Origin of the sequence: Kribbella pittospori (assembly GCF_004331465.1) — a bacterium.
Taxonomy (GTDB): domain Bacteria; phylum Actinomycetota; class Actinomycetes; order Propionibacteriales; family Kribbellaceae; genus Kribbella; species Kribbella pittospori.
This window is the reverse complement of record NZ_SJKB01000001.1, coordinates 787,840-810,422: the sequence shown is the minus strand read 5'-3', so window position 1 is coordinate 810,422 and position 22,583 is coordinate 787,840. Positions and strand designations below refer to the sequence as shown.

21 protein-coding genes are annotated in these 22,583 nt (G+C 69.3%); 8 read left to right on the top strand and 13 right to left on the bottom strand.

The genetic code is table 11. From position 1 onward, the window contains the following. Positions 1 to 3 precede the first annotated feature (3 nt). Complete coding sequence (locus E0H73_RS03695) at positions 4 to 1,005, top strand: LacI family DNA-binding transcriptional regulator (protein ID WP_131351185.1); 1,002 nt, start codon at positions 4 to 6, stop codon at positions 1,003 to 1,005. On the opposite strand, the gene E0H73_RS03690 is transcribed toward E0H73_RS03695, so the two are convergent. Further along, on the bottom strand, positions 954 to 2,180 hold the full coding sequence (locus E0H73_RS03690) for an MFS transporter (RefSeq protein WP_238163786.1): 1,227 nt from the start codon (positions 2,178 to 2,180) through the stop codon (positions 954 to 956). The two genes, E0H73_RS03695 and E0H73_RS03690, sit on opposite strands and share 52 nt — an antisense overlap. Positions 2,181 to 2,247: 67 nt before the next feature. Between E0H73_RS03690 and E0H73_RS03685 the strand changes: the two genes are divergently transcribed. From E0H73_RS03685 to E0H73_RS03675, 3 genes are read left to right on the top strand one after another with little or no spacing between them, the layout of a single operon-like run. After that, positions 2,248 to 3,225, top strand: a complete 978-nt coding sequence (locus E0H73_RS03685) for an ArsR/SmtB family transcription factor (protein WP_202867187.1) — start codon at positions 2,248 to 2,250, stop codon at positions 3,223 to 3,225. Between the two features lie 26 nt (positions 3,226 to 3,251). Beyond that, a complete protein-coding gene (locus E0H73_RS03680) occupies positions 3,252 to 3,923 on the top strand; it encodes a DUF1345 domain-containing protein (protein ID WP_131351182.1) in 672 nt (223 codons plus the stop codon). 57 nt (positions 3,924 to 3,980) lie between these two features. Further along, complete coding sequence (locus E0H73_RS03675; RefSeq protein WP_238163785.1) at positions 3,981 to 4,967, top strand: EamA family transporter; 987 nt, start codon at positions 3,981 to 3,983, stop codon at positions 4,965 to 4,967. Positions 4,968 to 5,075: 108 nt separating this feature from the next. On the opposite strand, the gene E0H73_RS03670 is transcribed toward E0H73_RS03675, so the two are convergent. From E0H73_RS03670 to E0H73_RS03640, 7 genes are all read right to left on the bottom strand, one after another. Then, on the bottom strand, positions 5,076 to 6,227 hold the full coding sequence (locus tag E0H73_RS03670; protein WP_131351176.1) for an alanine--tRNA ligase-related protein: 1,152 nt from the start codon (positions 6,225 to 6,227) through the stop codon (positions 5,076 to 5,078). A gap of 216 nt (positions 6,228 to 6,443) precedes the next feature. Further along, a complete protein-coding gene (locus tag E0H73_RS03665; RefSeq protein WP_131351173.1) occupies positions 6,444 to 7,562 on the bottom strand; it encodes a glycosyltransferase family 4 protein in 1,119 nt (372 codons plus the stop codon). Beyond that, positions 7,559 to 8,803 carry a M48 family metallopeptidase gene (locus E0H73_RS03660; protein ID WP_131351170.1) on the bottom strand — a complete coding sequence of 415 codons (1,245 nt, stop codon included), beginning with the start codon at positions 8,801 to 8,803 and terminating at the stop codon, positions 7,559 to 7,561. The genes E0H73_RS03665 and E0H73_RS03660 overlap by 4 nt, the downstream gene beginning before the upstream one ends. Then, complete coding sequence (locus tag E0H73_RS03655; RefSeq protein ID WP_131351167.1) at positions 8,796 to 10,253, bottom strand: hypothetical protein; 1,458 nt, start codon at positions 10,251 to 10,253, stop codon at positions 8,796 to 8,798. The genes E0H73_RS03660 and E0H73_RS03655 overlap by 8 nt, the downstream gene beginning before the upstream one ends. A 98-nt stretch (positions 10,254 to 10,351) precedes the next feature. Beyond that, on the bottom strand, positions 10,352 to 11,404 hold the full coding sequence (locus tag E0H73_RS03650) for a C40 family peptidase (RefSeq protein WP_131351164.1): 1,053 nt from the start codon (positions 11,402 to 11,404) through the stop codon (positions 10,352 to 10,354). Positions 11,405 to 11,620: 216 nt separating this feature from the next. Then, positions 11,621 to 11,851 carry a hypothetical protein gene (locus E0H73_RS03645; protein ID WP_337590312.1) on the bottom strand — a complete coding sequence of 77 codons (231 nt, stop codon included), beginning with the start codon at positions 11,849 to 11,851 and terminating at the stop codon, positions 11,621 to 11,623. A gap of 108 nt (positions 11,852 to 11,959) precedes the next feature. Then, a complete protein-coding gene (locus tag E0H73_RS03640; RefSeq protein WP_131351158.1) occupies positions 11,960 to 13,267 on the bottom strand; it encodes an NYN domain-containing protein in 1,308 nt (435 codons plus the stop codon). A gap of 186 nt (positions 13,268 to 13,453) precedes the next feature. Here E0H73_RS03640 and E0H73_RS03635 point away from each other — a divergent pair, with 186 nt between their 5' ends. Next, a complete protein-coding gene (locus E0H73_RS03635; protein ID WP_131351155.1) occupies positions 13,454 to 15,250 on the top strand; it encodes a DEDD exonuclease domain-containing protein in 1,797 nt (598 codons plus the stop codon). On the opposite strand, the gene E0H73_RS03630 is transcribed toward E0H73_RS03635, so the two are convergent. Further along, positions 15,237 to 15,662, bottom strand: a complete 426-nt coding sequence (locus E0H73_RS03630) for a hypothetical protein (protein WP_420323415.1) — start codon at positions 15,660 to 15,662, stop codon at positions 15,237 to 15,239. The two genes, E0H73_RS03635 and E0H73_RS03630, sit on opposite strands and share 14 nt — an antisense overlap. A gap of 130 nt (positions 15,663 to 15,792) precedes the next feature. Between E0H73_RS03630 and E0H73_RS03625 the strand changes: the two genes are divergently transcribed. Next, positions 15,793 to 16,584 carry a helix-turn-helix domain-containing protein gene (locus E0H73_RS03625; RefSeq protein WP_131351152.1) on the top strand — a complete coding sequence of 264 codons (792 nt, stop codon included), beginning with the start codon at positions 15,793 to 15,795 and terminating at the stop codon, positions 16,582 to 16,584. 79 nt (positions 16,585 to 16,663) lie between these two features. Next, the gene (locus tag E0H73_RS03620) at positions 16,664 to 16,951 is read left to right on the top strand and encodes an Lrp/AsnC family transcriptional regulator (RefSeq protein WP_131351149.1); all 288 of its coding nucleotides are present in this window, start codon (positions 16,664 to 16,666) and stop codon (positions 16,949 to 16,951) included. A 1,307-nt stretch (positions 16,952 to 18,258) separates the two neighbouring features. On the opposite strand, the gene E0H73_RS03615 is transcribed toward E0H73_RS03620, so the two are convergent. Further along, complete coding sequence (locus tag E0H73_RS03615; protein WP_165555476.1) at positions 18,259 to 19,584, bottom strand: hypothetical protein; 1,326 nt, start codon at positions 19,582 to 19,584, stop codon at positions 18,259 to 18,261. A gap of 870 nt (positions 19,585 to 20,454) precedes the next feature. On the opposite strand from E0H73_RS03615, the gene E0H73_RS03610 reads away from it, so the two are divergent. After that, complete coding sequence (locus E0H73_RS03610) at positions 20,455 to 20,964, top strand: hypothetical protein (RefSeq protein ID WP_131351130.1); 510 nt, start codon at positions 20,455 to 20,457, stop codon at positions 20,962 to 20,964. Positions 20,965 to 21,076: 112 nt separating this feature from the next. Here the strand turns inward: E0H73_RS03610 and E0H73_RS47890 are convergent, their stop codons facing one another. The 3 genes from E0H73_RS47890 to E0H73_RS03600 form a co-directional block, all read right to left on the bottom strand. After that, complete coding sequence (locus E0H73_RS47890; protein WP_272949110.1) at positions 21,077 to 21,205, bottom strand: hypothetical protein; 129 nt, start codon at positions 21,203 to 21,205, stop codon at positions 21,077 to 21,079. Positions 21,206 to 21,463: 258 nt separating this feature from the next. Beyond that, entirely contained in the window at positions 21,464 to 21,694 is a 231-nt protein-coding gene (locus E0H73_RS03605; RefSeq protein ID WP_131351127.1) for a hypothetical protein, read from the bottom strand. A gap of 129 nt (positions 21,695 to 21,823) precedes the next feature. Further along, positions 21,824 to 22,522, bottom strand: coding sequence for a hypothetical protein (locus tag E0H73_RS03600; protein WP_131351124.1), 699 nt, complete (start codon positions 22,520 to 22,522; stop codon positions 21,824 to 21,826). Positions 22,523 to 22,583 lie beyond the last annotated feature (61 nt).

Sequence of the window (22,583 nt, the reverse complement as noted above, 5' to 3'; positions counted from 1 at the left end):
GGATTGGCAACGCAGAAACCGCGGCGGACGACGGTCGCGGACGTGGCCCGGTTGGCCGGGGTGTCGGCGATGACGGTGTCGAACGTGCTGAACGCGCCGCACCGGGTGAGCGAGCCGACGGTCCAGACCGTGCGCGCCGCGATCGAGGAGCTCGGGTACACGCCGAACCACGCCGCCCGGGCGCTGTCGTCCGGCCGCAGTCAGGTGATCGGGTTGCCGCTGTACCTCGAGGACGACACGTTCAGCGAGCAGAACCCAGGCCTGGGTGGCTTCCTGCACGGTCTGCTCGGCGGTCTGGTGAAGGCAGCAGCGGTCTCCGGGTACGGCGTCCACGTCACGACGCCGACCGAGGGCGCGACTGAGATAGCGCTCTACGAGAGGCTGATCGCGGCGCGGCAGGTTGATGCGATCGTCGTACTCGAGACGATGCCGAAGGACGAGCGGATCGAGTTCCTCAGCCAGCGACGCTTCCCGTTCGTGGCGTTCGGGCGGACCGGTCCGCAGCAGCGGCAGTGCTGGGTCGATGTGGACAACGAGACCTCGATGGTCGGGATCGCGCAGCATCTGCGGTCGACCGGCCGGGAGCGGGCCGTGTACCTCGCGACGGACAGCGCGTTGCCGTGGGTGCATCAACGGCAGGCCGGGTTCCTGCGGGAATTCCCGTCCGCCGACGTCCGGTCGTTCGGTTCACTGGAGGCGGTGGCGGCGTACGTCGCCGAAGCCGATCGGCCGGATGTGTTCGTGGCGGACAACGATGCTTACGCCGTGGTCGCGATGCGGGCCTTGCAGCGGCGCGGGATCACGGTTGGCGAGGATGTCGCGGTCACCGGGTTCAACGACTTTCCGTTCGCGAGCATGCTGGACACTCCGCTGACGACGGCGCGGATCCCGTTGCGGGACATCGCGCGGTGCCTGTTCGAGCGCGCGCTGCGGGAGATCAGTGGCGACACCGATCAGCCCGGGCGGCTCGTCACCGCCCCCTTGGTGGTGCGGTCGAGCGCCTGACGAGCGATCAGCAGGGTAGCCGCCGTACCGAGGACTCCAGCGGCGGCGATGGTGAGGTTCGGTGCGAGGAACGTTCCGACGACGCCGGCCAGCGCGATACTGACGCCCTGGATCGCCATCAGGCCGCTGGTCTGAACGGTGAACAGACGGCCTCGGAACGACGGTTCGACCGTCTGCAGGATCAGCGGGTCGATCCCTTGGTTGAAGGCGTAGCCGGCGCCGGCGATCGCCAGTAGGACGGCCGCGATCGGGACGTTCGGCGTGGCCAGGAACGCGATCGCGGGAAGCTGGCTGGCGAGCAGCAAGGGAACGACGAGCCGTCGCCGCGTGGAAGGGGTAAACCGCGCGACGACGAGCTCGCCGAGTACTGTGCCGGCCGCGTAGCCGGTGAAGAGGGCGCCCGCCTTCGCGGCCACGGAGCCCGCCTGGGCGGTGTAGGCGACCGCCAGTCCGTCCGGGACCGAGGAGAAGGCCGGCGCGATCCAGGTCAGCATGATCAGGTTGCGGCGCCGGGCGTTGGCGAACAGGTAACGCAGACCCGTCCAGGAGTCGGCGATCGTGGTGCTCGAACGGTTGCCGGCCGGAGTGTACGGCGTACCCAGTCCGATGAGCAGCGCGGACGCGAGGAAAGTCGCCGAGTCGAGTGCGAGCAGCCAGGTAGAGCCGATCGCCGCCACCGCTATCGCACCCAGCGCGAACCCCATCAGCACAGTCACCTGGCTGATTGCCCGCAGCAACGAGCGTCCGATCGGGAAGAGGTCCTGCGGCAGCAACTGCGCCAGACTCGCCGCCCGCGCCCCGGCGAACACCGGCGCGATGATCCCGCTCACCAGCAGCAACCCGAGCAACGCGGCCACCGGCATCCCCGGGATCACCATCACCCCGATGCACACCGCACTCAACACATCGCAAACCACCAGCACCCGTCGCGCCGGGAACCGGTCCGCGACTGACGACAGCAGCACCCCACCCAGCGCATAGGGCAGGAACGAACACACCAGCACCAGGGCCGACAGCAACGCCGACCCGGTCCGCTCGAACACCACGATCGACAGAGCGACCTGAGCCGCGACCGTCCCCACCATCGACACTGCGTGCGCCAGGAACACGCTCCGCATGCCAGGAACCTGAAGGACGGATCGATAGCCATACGTCGCCGGGGTAGTCACACTCACGCCGCGAGCGTGCACGATGGAGATCGGCCGGGCGTAGAGTTTTGGGTGTGGCCGAAAGTTCTGTGCAATGACGGTGTTGCGGTTCACGCAGAAGGACGCGTTGCGGTGCCGGTTCGGTGCCTCGCAACTGTGGGAGACGATGTCCGCGGTGCGGGTGCTGCACGGGTTGAAGCACCGGAAGTTGTACTTGCCGTGGGTCGCGGCGAAGCGGGAGGCCGCGGCTGGACTGGATCTGCGCGGTTTGAAGGCGCTGCAGCCTCGGACCGGGTTCACGCCTGACTTTCTGACCCCGCCACCAAAGGCGTCACGTGCGAAGTTCGCGACCGAGATCGCCCGCGTCCGCAGTACGCCGCTCGATCGGGTCCGGGCCGAGTTGATCCGGTCCCGCGACGAACTGAACAACCCCGCCGCACCGGAGATCAACGGAATGCTCGAGGACCCGGCCGGAGCGCGAGAGCGGCTCGCGGACGAGATCGAGAGCGCGTGGACGACGCTGATCCGGCCCGACTGGCCGCTGATCAGCCGCGTCCTCGAGGACGACATCGCCTATCGCGGCCGGCAACTCACCGACGGTGGACTGGCCGGACTGTTCGACGACCTGCACCCCACGCTCACGTGGGAGGACGACCGTCTCATCGCCGCCCGCTACCGCGATCAGGATCGAGAGCTCACCGGCCAGGGACTCCTCCTCGTTCCGGGGGTCTTCCAGTGGCCGTACCTCGTGATGGTCGTCGACCCGACGTACCAGCCCACCGTGGTCTACCCAGCTCGCGGAGCCGCCCGGCTCTGGTCCGACGCGCCCGCTCCCCCGGATCCACTCGCCCGTCTGCTCGGTCGTACCCGCGCCACCCTCCTGGTCGCATTGGACCCGCCGTCCACGACCAGTGCGCTCGCGGCGGAGTACGGACTGGCGCTGGCTACGGTCGCCGAGCATTTGGCCGCGCTCCACGACGCCGGTCTGGCGTCACGGCGTCGTACGGGTCATCAGGTGCACTACCGACGTACCGAGGTTGGACAGGCGGTGGTCGACGCCTCCGTCGGTTGAGGGCGGTCGCGGGTCAGAATGCTGGAGTGAACAAGGTTCCGAAGACTGCGGCACGCAGCATGCGGCACATCCGGCGCTGGCCGGCTTCGCTGGCGGTGATCGCGGCATTGGTCCTGCAACTGCTCGTGCCGACCGAGATCAGCACACTGCCGCGCTGGCTGATGCCCGCCATCGGCGCGGCCCTGTTGATCCCGCTGGTCTGGGCGAACCCGTTCCACCTGACCCGCGACGAGCCGTGGCTGCGCTGGGTCGAGATCGTGTTGCTCGCCGTACTCGTGCTGGTGAACGCCTTCTATCTGACCGGGCTGATCTTCTTCCTCGGCTCCGGTGAGGCGGACAACGGCAGGGTGCTGGTCAAGGCGGCGCTCCTGATCTGGGTGACGAACGTCGTCGCCTTCGCCGTCTGGTACTGGGAGATCGACCGCGGCGGACCGTTCGCCCGGGCGCCCGAGCACGAGCGCGAGGCGGAGCGGGCGGACCTGCTGTTCCCGCAGATGACGGTCGATCTGCCGGGCTGGGATCGCTGGCTGCCCGGATTCACCGACTACCTGTTCGTCGCCTTCACCGCCGCGACCGCGTTCAGCCCGACCGACACGATGCCGCTGACCGCCCGGGTGAAGACGTTGATGACGATCCAGTCGGCGATCGCGCTGCTGACCATCGGGATCGTCGCGGCCCGCGCGATCAACGTGCTCTGACCACCTGCCGAGAATCGCGCTCGACAGCCTTGTAATGGGCATGAGACTGTTATGCCCATGTACAGCACGAAGTCGGTGGGGTTGGGGTTCGCGGTCTTCTCCGCGGTCACTTTCGGTGGGTCGGGACCGTTTGCCAAGGCCCTGATCGGCGCCGGCTTCTCACCGGAACAGGCGGCCTGGTTACGCATCCTCGGCGCCGCCGCCCTGCTCGTACCGCTCGCGCTGGCGTTCCGCGGCTCCGCGGGGCTGCGCGCCGCCCGCGCGTCTTGGAAGGCCCTCGTCCTCTACGGCCTGACCGGGATCGCCGGCTGCCAGACGCTGTTCTTCATCGCGGCCAGCCGGCTGCCGGTGGGCGTCGCGCTGATGCTGGAGTTCTCCGGTCCGGTGCTCGTGGTCGCGTGGCTCAAGTTCGGTCAGAAGGTCGCCGTACCGCGGACCGCGGCGGTCGGGGTCGGCATCGCGCTGATCGGCCTGGCCACGGTGGTGGAGATCTGGTCCGGCGTACAGATCGACGCGGTCGGCCTGATCGCGGGTCTCGCCGCGGCCGCGTGCCAGGCGACGTACTTCATCCTGATCGAGAAGCTGACTGGCGCCGCGGACCCGCTGGTGATGACCGCGGCCGGCAGTGTGGTCGGTGCGGTCGTGCTGACCGCCATCTCGGCGCCGTGGGGCATCCCGTGGCACGCGCTGGTCGACACGATCGCGATCGGCGACCGGCATGCGCCAGGCTGGGTGCTGGCCGGCTGGCTGATCGTCGTCAGCACGGTCGTCGCGTACCTGGCCGGCGCAGCCGCCGTGCAGCGACTGTCCGCCGCCATCGGCGGCGCGGTCGCGTACGTCGAGGTGGTTGCCGCCAGCATCTTCGCCTGGATCCTGCTCAACGAGACGCTGCGGACCAACCAGATCATCGGTGGCGTGATCGTCCTCGCCGGTGCCTTCGTGGCCCAGTCGTCGGTCGGGAAGGTCGCCCCTCCGGAGATCCCGGACACCGACATCACCCCGGACCCCCGCCACCCCGAAGTCCTGGACCCGGCCGGCCTCTGAGTTGGTGCAGCTCGACAGGAGGTGTCGGCGGTAATACGCAGCCTCCCTGCCCCGTCCCGCCCGGGCGTGCGGCCGGGCCCGGATACCTCCTGTCGAGCTGCACGGCGCCTACCGCAACGAGTCGACCAGCTCCCGCGGCAGGCCGTGGGTCTCGTGCAGGTACTCGTAGTCGGTGTCGTCGAGCGACTTGTGGAACCGCTCGTGGCTGAGCACCTTCCGGCCGCGGTCGAGCAGGTTGCTGAACCGGATCTCCTCGTCGATCAGGATCCGCCGCACCAGTGTGACGGTCTCGCCCTGGTGGAAGTGGTTCATCGTGTGCTCGAACAACTCCAGCGGCAGGTCGGACAGCGTCCGCGACTCGTCGTCACGCCACAGGATCGTCAGCACCCGGCGGATCAGCCGGCGCAACACGTAACCGCGGCCGGTGTTCGACGGGTGCACACCGTCGCCGACGATCACCATGCTGGAGCGCAGGTGGTCGATGACGATCCGCTGGGACTGCTCGTCGAGCCGCCACAGCTTCGGCACGAGCCGCAGCCACGGCTCGAACAGCGAGGTCTCGTAGACCGAGTCCTTGCCCTCGAGCAGCATGGTGAGTCGCTCGAGACCGAGCCCGGTGTCGATGTTCCGCTGCTTGAGTTCCTCGAGCGATCCGTCGTCGAGGCGGCGGTAGCGCATCATCACGTGGTTCCACACCTCGACCCAGCGCTTGTCGGTGCTCGGCGTACCCTCCGGGCTGCCCTCGCCGGTCCAGACGAACATCTCCGAGTCGGGGCCGCACGGACCGGTCGGGCCGTTCGACCACCAGTTGTCGTCGGTGGTCAGCTCGATCGGCACCCCGAGCTCCTGCCAGGTCTGCAGTGACTCCTGGTCGAGCGGGACCTGGTCGTCGCCACCGAACACGGTCACATACAGCCGGCTAGGGTCGATCCTGAAGCCCTCGGTCAGCAGCTCGTAGCCCCAGCGCAGGGTCTGGCTGCTGCCGTAGTCGCCGAGCGACCACGAGCCGAGCATCTCGAACACGGTGAGGTGGGTCGGATCCCCCACCTCGTCGAGATCGGTGGTGCGCAGGCATCGCTGCACACCGGTGAGTCTGCGCCCCAGCGGATGAGGTTCCCCTTCCAGATAAGGCGTCAGCGGATGCATCCCGGAGGTCGTGAACAACACGGGATCACCCAGGCGTGGAATGAGCGTGGAACCCGTGGTCGGAACGTGGCCCCGGTCGAGGAAGAAGTCGATGAAAGTCCTGGTGATGGTCATGATTGCGGTTCCTTGTCTGTACTGACCGGAACCAGACCACCGGGCTACGGAAACAACAACACCGGCGAACCGTTTCCGGTCGCCGGTGGAAGTTTCAGGATGTCAGGCCGCGGCAGCCGGAGAGCATTGAGCTCGTACGGCTGCGGCAAGTCGGGACATCTGATGCATATCCGCAGGGTACACGACCCGGCCACAGGTTCGTCCACCACGTTCTCGTCACGCGTCGAGCAGCTCCCGCAGTACGGCGCCACTGCGGTCCCAGGACCACTCGCGTCGTACCCAGTCCCGGCCCGCCGCGCCCATCGCCCGGGCGTGTGCGGGATCGGAGAGCAGCTCCGCGATGCGTACGCCTACCGGGAGCGGGTTGTACGGGTCGACGAGGTAGCCGGTCTCGCCGTGGCGGACGGTGTCACCGGCGCCACCAGAGTCCCCGACCACAACCGGCTTCCCGGTAGCGGACGCCTCCAGCGTGACGATTCCGAGCGCCTCCGGCTCGAACCCGAGCCGCCGGGTCCGGCACGGCATCGCGAACACATCCGCGGCATCGACGTACGGCGGGATGTCCGCCCACGGCACCGGGCCGGTGAACACCACCGACGACCGGACGCCGACCGCCGACGCGAGCCCTTCGAGCCGGTCGCGATCGGGACCGCCGCCAACCAGGAGGAGCACCGCCGACGGTACGGCGGCCAGGACGCGCGGCCAGGCGCGGATCAGGGTGTCCTGTCCCTTGCGTGGAGTCAGCCGCGACACGCAGGCGACGAGCGGGACGCCCTCGAGCCCGAGTCCCTTGCGGACCTGCTCTCCCCCGCAATCCGGGAAGAATCGCTCGGTGTCGACCCCGGGCGTCAGGCGCCGCATCCGTCGTACCGCGGCCGGCGACAGCGCCGGGGCGATCTGATCCGCGCACCACGACGAGACGGTCGTCACCGTGTCCGCGGCGTCGCCGATCCGCCGCAATGCCTGCCTCGCTCCGGGTACGCCGGCCCACCACGTCTCGTGGCCGTGGGTCATCGCGACGATCCGCCGCGCCCCGGCCCGTCGGAGCGCCGGTCCCATCAGGCCGAGTGGAGCGGCCGCGCCGAACAGCACCCGGTCGGCGTCGTACTCGCGCATCAGGCGTACGGCGTACTTCGTGACCCGGGCCGTCGGCAGCAACATCGCGGTCCGGTCCCGCATCACCGGGAACGGGAGCCCGGCGTCGTACGCCGCGTCGCCGGGCGAGCGGGAGGTGTAGACGACGACCTCTTCGAGCTGATCGCACAACGACCGGACGAACGTCTCGATCCCGCCCTGCCGCGGCGGGAAGTCGTTGGTGACGACGAGCACGGTCATCGGTCGACCAGCGGCGGGACGGTCTCGCCGTGTGCGGTGGCCCAGGCCCGGCCCATCGCGATCCGCTCCGGCGCGGTCGGGTGGGTGGCGAACATCCAGTACCGCCACCGGCTCGGGTCCAGGCCGGAGATGTTCGTGACGGCCAGGTCGTGCTGCATCGCGACGAAGTCCTGCGGGTCGTGCGTCAGCTCGAGCGAGTGATAGTCCGCGCGGGCCTCGATCTTGCGACTGACCAGATTCTGCACGGGCGACGCGAGCGTCGTACCGGCGACGATCAGGGCCAGCAGCATCGCCGTACGGCGTGGGTCGGCCATCCGGGCCCCGAGCAACAACTTCAGCAGCGTCACCGCGAAGGCCGCACCGAGGACTCCGATCAACGTGCCGTGCAGTACGTCGTCCTCCGCGGCGTGCCCGAGTTCGTGCGCGACCACCAGCTGGATCTGCGCCGTCGGGGTGTTCTTCAGGAGCGTGTCGTAGACGACCAGCCGACGGGTCGATCCGAAGCCGGAAACGTAAGCATTCAAGGCGGTTGTGCGCTTCGACGCGTCCGCGATCAGCACGTCCTTGACCGGTACGCCGTCATCCGCGGCCAGCTTCATCAGGTCGTCGCGGAGGGCGCCGGCCGGCATCGAGGTGAACGAGTTGAACCGCGGCTCCACCAGCACCGGGTAGGCGAACGAGACCCCGAGCACCAGCAGGGCGGCCGCGACCGCCGCAGGCAACCACCAGCCCTGGCGCCAGCGCTTCGCCAGCCCGATCAGACCGAGGGCGACGACCGCCAGCGCGAACGACATCAGCAGCCAGTTGACTGCACGGTCGCGGGTCCACAGACCCCAGTCCTGCACCGAGAGACCGTACTTCCGGGAGACCCGCTCGGCCATGACATCGGTCGGTACCGTGATCAGGCTGGTGAGCAGCCCGAGCCCCGCGACCAGCAGTGGTACGACGATCCACCAGCGGCGGAGGCGGATCGCTTCGTACAGGCGGCGGCCGAGCGGGCTGAAGCCGATCACCAGCGGGACCAGGACCGCGAGCACCCAGGAGGTCGTTGACCACGGCAACAGCTCGTGCCGGAACGCGTTCTGGCGGGCGATCTCGGCCGGGGAGAAGTCCAGCGCCGTCTCGGGCTTGGGCAGGTCGATCAGATGCCAGGGCGTCGTGATGACGATCGCCAGGACCAGGGCGACGGCGAGGACCAGGGCGGACGCACGGGGTACCCACCGTGCGGCCGACTCAGACACCGGCGAGCCTCTTGAGGTACTTCTGCCACTCGACAACGAACTCGGCCTCGGTCATGTCCAGGACCGACTTGAACGCGTCCGCCAGACCCGTCGAACTCTTCGACGCGTGCACCGCGCGGTAGAACTTGACCAGCTTGCTCTGCCCCTCGCGCTCGGCGATCAGCCGGCACGCGAGCCAGGCCGACTCATACGCCTGCGGCAGGTCCTTCGCCGACGCCGCGAACGACTGCGTGGTGGGCAGAGTGGCCGGTACGTCGCCCGCCCGGATCGCCTTGAACAACTCCTTCGCGGCCGACTCGTCCTGCACGGGGACGGCGGTGAAGGCGACGTAGTCCGCGAAGCCTTCGGCCAGCCAGAGCGGCACCGGTGACGCGGTGGCGGTCGACGCGACGTGCGTCGTCTCGTGGGTCAGCACGATCCGCCGGCCCTGCTTGCCGAGCTCCTCGAACAGCTTCGGGTTCGCCACGATCCGCACCGGCGCACCGACCTGTGGCGTATCGAGTTCTGCCATCGTGACGGCCGCGATCTGGGTGTACGTGTTCGGCGCTGCGCCGAGGATGGCCTCCATCTGGGCCTGTTTGGCGGGCAGGTAGACGATCACCTTCTGCCGCCAGTTGCTCTTGCCCCAGACCCTGCTGACCGATTCGGCCGCCCGATCCGCAACCGCGACGTAGGCCTTCGCATCCGACTCCGAGCCCAGACTGATGACCAGGCTGTGGTCGCTCTTGGCCACGTCGATCGGGCCGAGCGTCCAGATCGGCCGCCGCTGCCCGGCCACGAACCGCTCCGAGAACGAGGCCGCGTACGTCGTCCCGTCGCGGGAGACCAAGGTGACCGGGAGCATCTCGCGGGCCGGCTTGGTGTCGTAGCCGGCGAGTTGCCAGGAGACCTCGACCTGGGCCAGCCAGGACTCGGACCCGCCGAGCTCGGCCTGCCGGTCCGGGGTGAGCGCGCCGGTGTCGTCACTCACGTAGCGCAGCGAGAAGGCGCCGATCGGGAGGTTGGTCAGGTTCGCGAAGATCGTCCGCGCGGTGGCCCGGAACTCGGCCGCCTTCGGGTCGATGGTGGCCAGGAACTCGGTGCGGTTGTCGTTCTCGACCGCGTCCGCCATCTTCTGTAGCACCGCTTCGCCGGCGACGGCACGTCGTACCCCTTCGGCCGCCTCGTCGGGCGTCGTGGAGGTCTGCGGCGGCTGGGCGACGGGCGAGTTCGGATCGGCCGGTGCGTCGGCGATCTGCCGGAGTCCGGCGTACCCGGCGCCTGCGACCAGGCAGATGGCGAGGCCGAGCGCCACCTTCTTCACGATCGGACCGAACGTCGGTGGCAGCTTGCGCACGAGCGGCAGCGGTGGGTGATCGTCCGGGGGAACCACCGGGAGAGGCACCGTGTCGCCCTGCTCGTCGATCACCTCGGCCCCTCGCTGCTCACCTGCCCCAGTCAGGCGGGACACTACGTGCCTCCTCCGACAGTAGAGCACTTGGACGATCGTGAAACGACTCGGCTCCGGGGGAAGTGCCCCGGAGCCGAAGAGTATGTCAAGGGTGCAGGTCAGCCCGGACGGACCGCGGTGTTGTACGGCATCAGGTCGATCGGGTCGGTCTTCACCGGCTTGCCCGGGCGGCTCGCGTGCACGATCCGGCCGTTGCCGATGTACATCGCGACGTGGCTGATCGGCGAGTAGTAGAAGACCAGGTCGCCCGGCATCAGCTGGCTCTTGCTGACCCGGCGGCCCTCGCTCGCCTGCGCCTTCGAGGAGTGCGACAGCGAGACGCCGGCCTTGCCCCAGGCGTACATCATCAGGCCGGAGCAGTCGAAGGAGTCAGGCCCGTCGGCACCCCACACGTAGGAGTCGCCGAGCTGGGCCATCGCCGTCTGGACCGCCGTCCCGGCGCGGCCGCTGACCGGCACCGGAAGGCTGTCGTCCATCCGGTCCTCGTCACGGCTCGGGCGCTCGTCCCGGGCGTCCTCGGCTTCCTTCTCGTTCTCCGCCTGGATCTTCGCCCGCTCCGCGTCGCTGAGCTTGTCGAGAACCTTCTCGGCGGCGTCCAGGTTGGTCTGGATCTGCTTCTTCAGCGCGTCCTGCTGGGTCTGGACTGCCTTCAGCGACGCCAGTTCGGACTGCTCGCTGGCCTGCAGGTCGCCGAGCTTGCCCTGGGCCTGCTGGAACCGGCGGAGCGCCGAGTTCTGCTGGCCTGCGAACGCCTGCGCGGTGGAGGCCTGGCTGAGGAACTGGTCGGGGTTCGTCGACAGCAGCAACTGGGCCGTCGTCGTCATCCCGGATGTCTGGTACCCGGCGACCGCCAGGGAGCCGATCTGCCGCTTCACCGCGTCCACCTGGGCCTGCTGCTTCGCGATCCCGGCCTGCAGCGCCTTCACCCGCACGGCCGAGGCGCTGATCTGCCCACGCAGATCGTTGGCCGACTCACCGGCCTCCTCGGCCTTGTGCTGCAGGGTGGCGACCTGCTTCTTGGCCTGGTCCAGGGTGGGCTTCGGATCCGCGTCCGCTCCCGTCTGGATGAAGATCACGCCCGCAGCGACAGCCGTGCTGGTGATGGCGGCGAGGGCGATTCCCTTGGTGCGGTTGATGCGTCCGATGGACACAGCCCGGTCGGTCCCTTCCTCTGCTCGACGCCGTCCCCGTCGACCACGCCGGCTGCGGGTGTTCACCCACATCCGCCGACGGGCCACTCCCTCGGCATTGCCGCTGCCCGGCCGGCCTGATCAGCCGGCACCCTGAGGCAACGAGACGTAACAGTAGTGACCGTTTCGTGACCAGTGCAATTCGCCCCTCGGGTTTGATCCAAAATTAACGAAGGATCAGCCCGACCCAACGGCCGTTTCACCTTCTGCGTCAGGGGTTTGGGCAGCAGCGTCCGGCTCGATGCTGCTGACGGCGTGCACGAGGCGTAACGGCGGCACGAGTCCGGACTCGGCCAGCGCGTCCAGGGCGGCCCGCTCGTCGTCGTCGATCCGCAGCGTTCCGGACCGCTCCGCCGAGAAGCCGAGCACCACCGTGACCACGCAGTCCTGGCAACCCGGACCCTTCATCACACAAGCGTCGCAGTCGATCAGCACAACGTCCTCCAAAGTGGGGAAGCACCCGGACTTGCATCCGGCTGAGAAGGACGCTAGAGAGCCCCGCCGACAGTTTCTGAACTAGGCGCGGGCGATGCGCGAAATGAGACTGGTTGCGGAGAGTGAGCGGGCACCGAGCTTGATGGTGCTTTCGGCAACTTCGCGATCGGTCGAGACGACAACGATCGGGCGTCCCGGCGGTTCGGCCCGGACCAGTTGCCGGATCACCTCATCTGCGATCACTCCGGCCGGACTGAACCGCACGCGCACACCGCGTGGTGGGTTCAACTGGACCGGTCCGGACAGCTCGGCCCCGTCGAACACCACCGTCACTTCGATCCGGCGCTGCGCCACCAGCGCGCCCAACGCCGTCACCAGCCGCTGACGCTGCGAATGCAGCGGTGAGTTCGGCCATGCGGTCTTCGTCACGTTGTAGCCGTCGATGATCAGATGCACCTGCGGCAACGCCAGCAGTTCGTCGAACAAGGCCGGATCGTCGTCCGGAGCGGTCCGGCCCATCGGAGCGGCCTCAGGCTCCATCCCTGCGACCGTGTCGGCCGGTCTGAGGTCTCCCCCGGGCGGTAGCGCCAGTTCACGCCGCAGCCCACTCGCTGCCTCCAGCAACGTGTCCAGGAGCAGTCTGGTGCGGGTCGACGCCATCTCCCGTTCCTGTCCCGCCGTACGCCGGGCTGCGTAGTCGAGTGCTTCCAGTTCGGTGATGCGGGCGCGGAGCTTGCGCAGCTCACGCTCAACTTCGGCGCGTGCGGCGTCGACGCGTTCGTCGGCCGTCTCGGCTTCGGTCGTCCGCAGTTCGAGATCGCTCTGCAGCCCACTGATCCGCTGGCGCGCCTCGTTCAGCTTGCGCCGGAGCGTGACGTTCTCGGCCTTGAGCTCGTTGACCTGTTCGCGAAGCCGTTCGCGAACCTGCCGCGTCTCGGTCCGGGCCTGGTCGAGCTGGTCCGAGAGTCTGGTGACGGCTTCGTCGTCCGCGCGGGGCGACTCGACCGGGACCTGCGCGGCCGCAGCGACGTGCTGCTCCCAGTCGTCAGGACGCAGCAAGTACGCCAGCGCCGCGACCTCGACCGGGTCCGCGGCCGGCACCGGCACTCCTTCTGCCACCGCGTCGCCCAGCTCCGGGTGCTCCCGGCGTACCTGGAAGGCCGCGAGCCGGCGGAAGTGGTCGTCCGTCTCCAGGATCGGGCCGAGCACGGACGCCGACAGCTTCGCTCGTTTGGCCGGCGCGAAACTCGCGAACCGGCGCAGCGGGGCCGGGATGTCGGACGCGGGCAGCTGGCCGAGAGCGTGCGCGGCGAGGGCAAGGACCCGTTGCCGGACCGGTTCGGGCAAGGAGGTAGCGGCGGAGCTCGCGGCGGTGCCTGTCTCAGTCACCGGTCCGCAGTCCGGCCCGGACGATGGCCTGGCGGCACGAAGACCGTGGCCAGTGATGCAGACCACAACGGCCCGGCGCGACGGCCGGTTTCGCGGTGATCGCCTGTGTACGCATACAGAGAGCGTAGTCGACTCTCTCGCGTGTCACCTGCGGAATTGTCGGTGGGGGCTCTTAGCGTCGTGGACATGACCAGCCCAGTGCGCGCGCCGGAACCGGAACCGCTGATGCCGATCCGTGGCGTCCAGCCGAGTTTCGACGACCTCGGTACGCCGCTGCGCGACATCACGTTCTGCATCGTCGACCTGGAGACCACCGGTGGCGCCCCGGGCGAATCCGGGATCACCGAGATCGGCGCGGTGAAGGTCCGCGGCGGCGAGGTGCTGGGCGAATTCCAGACGCTGGTGAACCCGGCCGATCCGATCCCGCCGTTCATCGCCGTGCTGACCGGCATCACCAACCTGATGGTTGCCTCGTCACCCCGGATCGATTCGGTGCTACCGGCCTTCCTCGAGTTCGCCCGGGGCTGCGTGATGGTGGCGCACAACGCGCCGTTCGACATGGGCTTCCTCAAACACGACAGCCTCGTGCACGGGTACGACTGGCCCGATTTCGCCGTCGTCGACACCGCCCTGCTGGCGCGCCGGGTGATCACCCCCGACGAGGCGCCGAACTGCAAGCTCGGCACGCTGGCCAAGCTGTTCCGCGCGACCACGACGCCGAACCACCGCGCGTTGTCGGACGCCCGCGCGACGGTCGACGTGCTGCACGGTCTGTTCGAACGCGTCGGCTCGCTGGGCGTGCAGACGCTGGAGGATCTGCAGACGTTCTCGTCCCGGGTCGCGCCGGCCGTGCGAGCCAAACGGCATCTGTCCGAAACGTTGCCCCACGCACCGGGTGTGTACCTGTTCACCGACGACCGCGGCGAGGTGCTGTACGTCGGCAAGTCGAAGGACCTGCGGAACCGGGTCCGGTCGTACTTCACCGCCTCCGAGACCCGCACCCGGATCGGCGAGATGATCGGCATCGCGACCGGCGTCCGCGGGATCGAGTGCGGGACGTCGCTCGAGGCGGAGATCCGCGAACTGCGGCTGATCGCGGAGCACAAGCCGCGATACAACCGCAGGTCGAAGTTCCCGGAGCGGCAACACTGGCTGAAGGTCACTGTCGAACCGTTTCCGCGACTGTCGCTGGTGAAACAGGTGAAGGACGACGACGCGGGCTATCTCGGGCCCTTCAGTTCGCGCAAGACGGCCGAGCGGGCGATGGCGGCGCTGCACGAGGCGTTCCCGATCCGGCAGTGCACGGCACGGATGTCGCGGACGCCACAGCTGTCTCCGTGTGTGCTGGCGGAGATGGGCCGCTGCGTGGCGCCGTGCGACGGGCGGATCTCCGCGGATTCGTACGGCGAGTTCGTGACGGCGCTGCGGACAGCGCTGACCGCGGACCCGACACCGGTCGTCGAGGCGCTGGACCGGCGGATCGACATCCTGTCGGCGGACGAGCGGTTCGAGGATGCCGCCGTCCATCGGGATCGGTTGAGTGCGTTCGTGCGGAGTTCGGCGCGGATGCAGCGGATGGCGTCGGTGACCGGCTGCGCGGAGATCTGCGCGGCCCGGCGTACCGACGACGGCGGCTGGGAGCTCCACGTGATCCGCCGCGGCCGGCTCGCGGCCGCCGGGATCAGCCCGCGGGGCACGGATCCGCGCAAGTACCTCGACATGCTCCGGGCATCTGCCGAGACCGTGCTCCCGGGTATCGGACCGGTCGCCTCAGCTTCGCCCGAGGAGATCGACCTCGTGCTCCGCTGGCTGGACCAGCCCGGCATCCGCCTGGTCGAGATGGACGGCACCTGGACCTGTCCGATCTCCGGCGCCGCCCGGCACTTGACCCGTCTCGACAACTCCCATTCCGAGCAGCACCAACACCCCACCGAGCGCCGCCGGCGGATGCGCCCAGTCGGTCCGGCGCTCACGCCTCGATGAACTGATAGTCCTTCTGGATTCGCCCATCCGCGCCGAGCACCAGCAGATCGATGCCCACGGCAAGCACCTCTCCGCCGGCCGCCGGCACCATCTCCCAGCGCAGCTTCACCATGTCACTCAGCGCCGCGGCGTCACCTCGCCGCCGGAACACGAACTCCCCCGGGGCCACGAACTCGTCGTACGCCCGCGTCACCCGTCGACTCAGCGCTTCATGACCACGAGCCTCCAGAGCCGCGACCACCCCGATCTCTGCCGCCCGCGTCACCATCTCCTCCGGCGGCTCGAGCAGATGGACACCGTCCTCGGTCCACAGTTCTTCGACCGCCTTGCGGCGTACGACGGGATCGGGCTCGTTCCACACCGCGACGTACCGATCGGCCAGTTCCTCGGCCAGGTTCTTCACATCGGACAAGACATTCCTCCTCGTGACCGGGCGACGGGGTGCCTCCCTTGCTACGACCTTGCCGAGGGGCCCTGCCCGCGAACAATTCCCTCGCAGGTATAGCGCCGGAACTGTCGGTGCCATCGGCTAGACAGGACGGGTGCTGATCTCCACGCGTCCCTCCGACCTGTCAGCGGGCCTCCGCCTCTGGCGGACGCGCCGGCGTGTCAGCCAACTGGAGCTCGCCGTACGAGCCGGCACCACCCAACGCCACGTCAGCTTCATCGAGAGCGGCCGCTCGATCCCCGGTCGCGAGATGGTCATCCGGCTCGCCGAGTCGCTCCAACTCCCGCTGCGCGACCGCAACGCACTGCTGCTGGCCGGCGGGTACGCCCCGGCGTACGACGAGACGCCGTACGACGAAGTGGGTCTCGGGGCGATCCGGACTGCGCTGACCGGGATCGTCGAGGGCCATCGCCCGTACCCGGCTGTCGTGGTCGATCGGCGGGGTGACCTGGTGCTCGCGAACCGGACCTTCCACGTGCTCGCGACCGGGATCTCGGATGGATTGCTGAGCGCGCCGATCAACGTCCCGCGCCTGCTCCTCCATCCTGACGGCCTTGCGCCTCGGATCCTCAACTTTCCCCAGTGGTCGTGGCATGTGATCGACGCTCTGACGCGCGAGGCGTTGCAGAACCCAGCTCCCGAGTCCGATGCCCTCATCGAGGAACTCACCCGGCTCGTCCCGCCGCGACCCGACCTCACGCCCGACCACCTGGGGTTCGCCGTACCGCTGCAGCTCCGATCCGCTCAGGGCGACCTGCGCCTCATCACGACCCTCACCCGCTTCGGGACAGCTGTTGACGTGACTGTGTCCGAGCTGCGCATGGAGGCGTTCCTTCCGGCCGATCCCTCGACCGCCGCGGCGCTCCAGCGGCTGGATCCGGTCTGATCCCGCTCCGTCGTGAGTGCTGGCAGGGGGCGGCATTATGCTTCAGCGGGTTGGGATGTGAGCTCTAGGAGAGGACGGCATGGTCACCGCGATCGTGTTCATCAAGGCCGACGTCGCACGGATCCCGGAGGTCGCCGAGCAGGTGGCGGCGATCGAGGGTGTCAGCGAGGTGTACTCCGTCACCGGCGGGCTCGACCTGATCGCGATGGTCCGGGTCGCCCACCACGACGACCTCGCCACCGTCATCCCCGACCACGTCAACCGGGTGCCCGGCGTCGTCAGTACCGAGACCCACATCGCGTTCCGCGCGTACTCCTCGCACGACCTCGAGGCAGCCTTCAGCCTCGGCCAAGAGGACGGCATCTGACGCAGTAAAACGACCGCTCGACTGACACGCGCCGAAGTTACCGTGACTTCATGAGCAACCCTCCCGCAGGCTGGTACCCGGACCCCACCGGCCAGCCCAACACCATCCGCTGGTGGAACGGGACCCAATGGACCAACCGCACCGAACACGAACACCTCCCCGCCGAATCCAACCCGGCGGCAGGCGAGGCGAGTTCGGCACCAACTGTGAACGAGCCGGCTGACCACACGCCGCCCGTAGAGCAGCACACACCACAAGCCAACCTGGACCCAACGGACCGCACCCGAGCGACCTGGAACCCCCAGCTCGTCACCCCCACGACCCCAGACCAGTGGGCCCCCCGCAACCCCCAGGACCCTTCACAAGACCACCCCAACATCCAAACCCTCAAGCCGCAGGACCCGGCGAACCAGCCCACCGAGAACGCAGGCCAGCCCCCCAACCCCGAGCACGACGCCACCGGCCAGCCCTCCGACTGGGCCACCCACCAGGCCAGCCAAACCTGGGGAGTCCAACAAGCCGACGCCAACGAAGCCCAACGCCTCTGGGGCGTCCAGCAACCTCCCACCCACGACCAAACTCCGCTCGAGGAACAGCCGTCGCGCCAGGCAACCGCCAAAGAAACAGCCGCCGAGCGATTGGGCAATACCCCCCAGATAGCCGGCCGCACCCACCCAACCGCGGATCCCCAGGCAGAACAGCCAACTCCAGCAGAGCAGCAACCCAACAGCTCTACCCCGCGGCCCATCGCACAAGAGGCAGCCAGCAACCACGCGCCCGCAGAGCAAACCTCCGAGGACAGCAACCAACCAGTCTCCCCAAAGGCACACCAGCCCAACGACACCGACCAGGCACCCGCCGGTCCTCAACGCCCCGCCCAACAGGCAGCCGACGAAGCCTGGCGAACCCGCCCACAGCCAACCATCAGCGACCCCGACACGACCGCCGAGTTGCCGGCAAAACAGATAACCGCCGACAACCCCCAGGCCACCGCAGATGCTCCCGGCAACCCACAGCAAGCACCGGACGAGCCCCCGACAACCGCCGTACAAACGGACGCCAACGCCGCGCCGACGGACACCGGGTCGGCCACCCAGCACACGACCAACGACGAACCTCAGCAGGCAGCCAACAACCCGTGGGTTCGCCCGGCCAACAACCAGCCGAACGCCGAGCCCCGCGGGCAAACGACCGGCGACGACCACTCGACCAGCACAGGCCAGACCGGTGGCAGCACCCGGGCTGATGCAGAGCAAACACCTGTCGAGACTCCAGGCCCTCCGGCAGCACAGACAGCCGACGAGCCGTCAAACAGTCATCCGGATCAGGCAGCCGACGACCCGCAGCACACGAACGTTGTTCCCTTGGGCATAGCGCGCCCTGGTAACGCAGCGACAGATCCCGACGACCAGACGGACGCAGACAACCCGCGAACGAACGCTGACCCATCGGCTGACGACGTACAGCAGCACCCAGGCGACGGCGATCCGGAACCCGCCGGATCGTGGGGTGCCACCCAGACCGAGTCCGGTGAGCAGACAGCGAGTGGTACCTCGGCCACCGCCGGACCGCAGCGCGGCGACCAGCAGCCTGGCGACAGCCAAGCGAACACCGGACCGCGCGGCAGCGTGCAGCAGACGCCTACCGCTGGCGAGAACTCCGTACCGTCGAGCGGCGAGCAGAAGACGACTAGCGGATCGGTGACGGCCGAACCCTGGAGCGTCGGCCAGCAGACGGGAGCCGGTCGGGACAACGCCGTACCGTCGAGCACCCGGCAGACCGAGAGCGCTGACCAAACGGCGAGTGGTGGGTCGGTGGCTGCCGGACCTCGGGGTGGTGGGCAAGCAGGTGTGGGCGAGCGGCCGGATGCCGGAGCCCGCGGTGGGGATCAGGCGGCTGGTGGCTCGTCGGGTGGACAGCCGACTGGTGGCACGGCTTGGGGAGGCGGAGAGCAGCCCGACGCGGACAACCCGCAAGGCGGCGCTGGCTCGTGGGGTGCTGAGCAGCAGGCCGGTGGTCAGGGGAACGCCGGGTCGTGGGGTGATGGCGGACAGGCGGGCAGTGATGGCTGGGGCCGTCAACCACAGTCCGGTGGTCAGGCCGGAGCCGGGGCGTGGGAAGGCGAACAGCAGGCAGGTGATGGCCAAGCGACCGGTGGGCCGTCGCGTGGCGGCGAGCAGACCGGTGCCGAGGGCTGGCGTGGTGGAACGCAGCCCGGCGGCCGCACCGGAGCCGAGGCACGGGGTGGTGGGCGGCAGGCCGGTAGTGACCAGGAGGACACCGGCGCGTGGGGCGCCGGTGGACAGGCGGGCAGTGACGGCTGGGGTCGTCAACCGCAGTCCGGTGGTCAGGCTGGAGCCGGGGCTGCGAGTGGTGAGCCGGAAGCCGGTGGCCAGGAGAACGCCGGGGCGTCGGGTGACGGCGGACAGGCGGGCGGTGACGGCTGGGGCCGTCAACCGGAGTCCGGCGGTCAGGCCGGAGCCGCTGCGCGGGAAGGCGGACAGCAGGCTAGTGGCGGCCAAGCGAATGCCGGACCGTCGGGTGGCGGCGAGGTGGCCGGTGGCTACGCCTGGGGTGATGGAACGCGGGCCGGCGGTCAGGCTGGAGCCGGGGCGTGGGGTGGCGCGCAGCAAGCTGGTGGTGGTCAGGCGAACGCTGGCGCGTGGGGTGGCGGCGGGCCGGCGGGTGGTGACGGCTGGGGGCGTGAACCGCGGGACGGCGGGGAGGCCGCTGGTGATGGGTGGGGTGGTGGATCGGAGGCCGACGAGCAGACGGTTGCTGGGGGTGGCGGGCTGGCCGGTGGTCGGTCGGGCACGAGTGGCGGGCCGGCACGTGGTGAGTCGGGCACGAGTGGCGGGTCGACGGGTGGTGGGTCGGGCTCGAGTGGCAAGCAGGCGGGTAGTGGTGGGTCGGTGACTACTGGGCCGTGGGGGCGTAAGGCTGCGGACGGTGGTCAGCAGGGGGCCGGGGCGTGGGGCGACGGGGAGCAGACGGCCGGTGGGGCTTGGGGTGGCGGGGAGCAGACGAGCGGTGGGGCTTGGGGTGGCGGGGAGCAGGCCGGCGGTGGGCAGGGATGGGGTGCTCAGGCGGCTGGCGGTGCGAGTTGGGGGCGGCGGGAGCATGGTGCTGGGGCGGCTGGTGCTGGGGCAGTTGGTGGTCGGGCGTGGGGCGGGCAGGCGGGCGATGACGCCTGGGGTGCGCAACGGGGTGGGGCTGACGGTTGGGGCCGGCAGCAACAGGCCGGCGGATCGGGTAGGAAGCAGGGTGGGGGGAAGAAGTCTGGTGGGGCTGGGGGCAGGGTTTGGTTGATGGTGGGTGGGGCTGTCGCTTGCGTGATGTTGGTGATTGCTGGGTTCTTTGTGATCACTTCGGGGGACGACGAGAAGGCGGGGCCGGAGAACCAGCCGACGAGTCAGCCGACGGGTGAACCGAGTGGGACGCAGCCGACGGGGCAGCCAAGTGCCTCGGGGACTACCACGCCGGGGCAGTCGAAGAATCCGAAGTTGCATGAGGGTGAGCGGATCTCGTCGGACGCGATCTCGTTCCCGCGCCGGAGTTCGCCATGGTCCGACCGGAAGCGGCTCGTACCTCAACTGCAGAACTCCAGCGGCCAGTACATGCTGCTGCAGGCGAACTTCGACGGCCAGAACGACTGGTACGCCGACATCTTCGTCGGTGCGCTCGGTACCGCCTCAGGCTTCAACGGCGACCCGAAGGCGACCGCGGCGTGGCTTTCGCGCGAGGTGCAGTCGTCGATGTACGGCGACGTACCGGTCACATTCAAGAGCGCCGGGAGCGGGGCGGTGACACGGTCCGGGAAGCCGGGTTGGTTCATCCAGCAGACAGTGACGGCGAAGTCGACCCAGTTGACCGCCCGAGTGCTTACGCTAACGGTGGCCGTCTTCGACCTCGGTGACGGGACCGCCGTCGCGTACATCAGCGACATACCGATCAACCGGCCGGATCTGAGGACCGCCGAGAGCCAGGCCTACAAGGGAATCAACGTTGGCTGAGAACGAAGACCAGACCCCACAACCACCCCAGCGCCCGCCGGCGCGGCACAGCGCACCCCCACAGCCGTCCGAGGGCTACAACCGCCCGGACGGCGACCCCCGCAATCCCTCATCAGGAGACCCGCTCGGCCCGTACGACGCCGGCGAGTCGCTGGGGCAGTACGACGCGGGTGAGACGCTCGGGCAGTCCCGGCCAGGTGAGGCGCTCAGGCAGTCCGGGACGCGTCAGTCGCTCGGGCAATCCGCAGCGGGTGAGACGCTCGGGCAGTCCGAGGTGGGTGGACCGCTTGGGCGGTCTGGTGCGGGTGACTCGTTGTCTGATATGTCGCCTGCGCCGTCGGCACCGGATGCGTGGTTCACGTCTGCACCGCCGTCGGCCGCGGACCGGCGTCACTCGGTCCCGGATCCGCTGGATCATGAGCCGCTGGGTGGGTCGTCTGATCCGTTGTTCGGTCAATCCCCCGCCCCGGCGCCGCCACCTCCTCCCCCGCCGCCACGTTCATCCAGTACGTCGCACGGGCAACCGCCGGCGCAGCAGTACAGCCAGCCGCAACAGCCCAGTCAGCAGCACACCGGGCAGCCGCAGGCTCAGCAGTACGGCGGACAGCCGCAGGGCCAGCCGTACGGCGGGCAGTCGGGAGCCGGGCAGCCGACTCAGCAAGGTGCCAGCCAGCAGCCCGGCTATCCGCAGTCGCAGCAGGCGGGAGTCGGGCAGGCGTCTCAGCCGCAACAGGGTGCTAACCAGCAGCCTGGTAGTCAGCAGGCGCCGCAGCCTGGCCGGCCGCAGCACGACGCTCAGCCGCCGGCCTCACCTCAGCAAGGTCAGCAGCCGTACGGCGCTCAGCCGCAACGGCTGACGTCAGCAGCACAGCCGGGACAGGCGCAGGGGCCGGGGCAGGCGCAGCAGTCGGGTCAGCCGCCGTATGGGCAGCAGTCGCTGGCTCCGCACTCCGGGCGGCGTCCGGTGCAGCCGCCGCAGGCTCAGCACTCGGGGCAGGGTTCGGCGCAGCAGTCGGAGAGGCCAGGGCAGCAGGCGTACGGGCAAGAGTCCGGGCGATCCGGGTCTCAGGCGTACGGGGCTGCGCAGGGTCCTGGGGGTCCGGGAGCGGGCCAGCAAGCCGGGCAGGCGTCGTACGCGCAGCAGGCAGGACAGCCGCCGTACGGGCAGCAGCCCGGGACGGCGGGGCAGCAGTCCGGGCAGGCACCGTATGGACAGCCCGGTCAGGCGTCCGGGCAGCAGTCGGGGACGGCGCGGTCGCAGCCCGGGCAATCCGGGTCGCAGGCGTATGGGGCAGCCGCGCAGGGTCCTGGGGGTCCGGAAGCAGGCCAGCAAGCCGGGCAGGCGTCGTACGGCCCGCAGGCAGGACAGCCGCCGTACGGACAGGCCGGGCAGCAGTCCGGGCAGCCGCCGTACAGGCAAGCCGGTCAGGTGTATGGGCAGCAGTCCGGGGCGGCGGGGTCGCAGGCGTCTGGGCAACCGTCGTCGGGACAGCCGTCGCACGGACAGCAGCCTGGACAGCCGTCGCATGGACAACTGCTCGGCCAGCAGCCTGGGCATGCGTCGTACGGGCAGGCGGGGTACGGGTCGGATGGTGGGGACGAGGGGTATGGGATCACTA

Excerpts from the sequence above, each read along its gene's own strand:
- E0H73_RS03645 (WP_337590312.1), bottom strand. The coding sequence starts at position 11,851 with ATGAAGGGTCCGGGTTGCCAGGACTGCGTGGTCACGGTGGTGCTCGGC.
- E0H73_RS03675 (WP_238163785.1), top strand. The coding sequence starts at position 3,981 with ATGTACAGCACGAAGTCGGTGGGGTTGGGGTTCGCGGTCTTCTCCGCG.
- E0H73_RS03635 (WP_131351155.1), top strand. The coding sequence starts at position 13,454 with ATGACCAGCCCAGTGCGCGCGCCGGAACCGGAACCGCTGATGCCGATC.
- E0H73_RS03670 (WP_131351176.1), bottom strand. The coding sequence starts at position 6,227 with ATGACCATCACCAGGACTTTCATCGACTTCTTCCTCGACCGGGGCCAC.
- E0H73_RS03600 (WP_131351124.1), bottom strand. The coding sequence starts at position 22,522 with ATGCCCAGGCTGCTGGCCGAGCAGTTGTCCATGCGACGGCTGTCCAGG.
- E0H73_RS03620 (WP_131351149.1), top strand. The coding sequence starts at position 16,664 with ATGGTCACCGCGATCGTGTTCATCAAGGCCGACGTCGCACGGATCCCG.
- E0H73_RS03685 (WP_202867187.1), top strand. The coding sequence starts at position 2,248 with ATGACGGTGTTGCGGTTCACGCAGAAGGACGCGTTGCGGTGCCGGTTC.
- E0H73_RS03665 (WP_131351173.1), bottom strand. The coding sequence starts at position 7,562 with ATGACCGTGCTCGTCGTCACCAACGACTTCCCGCCGCGGCAGGGCGGG.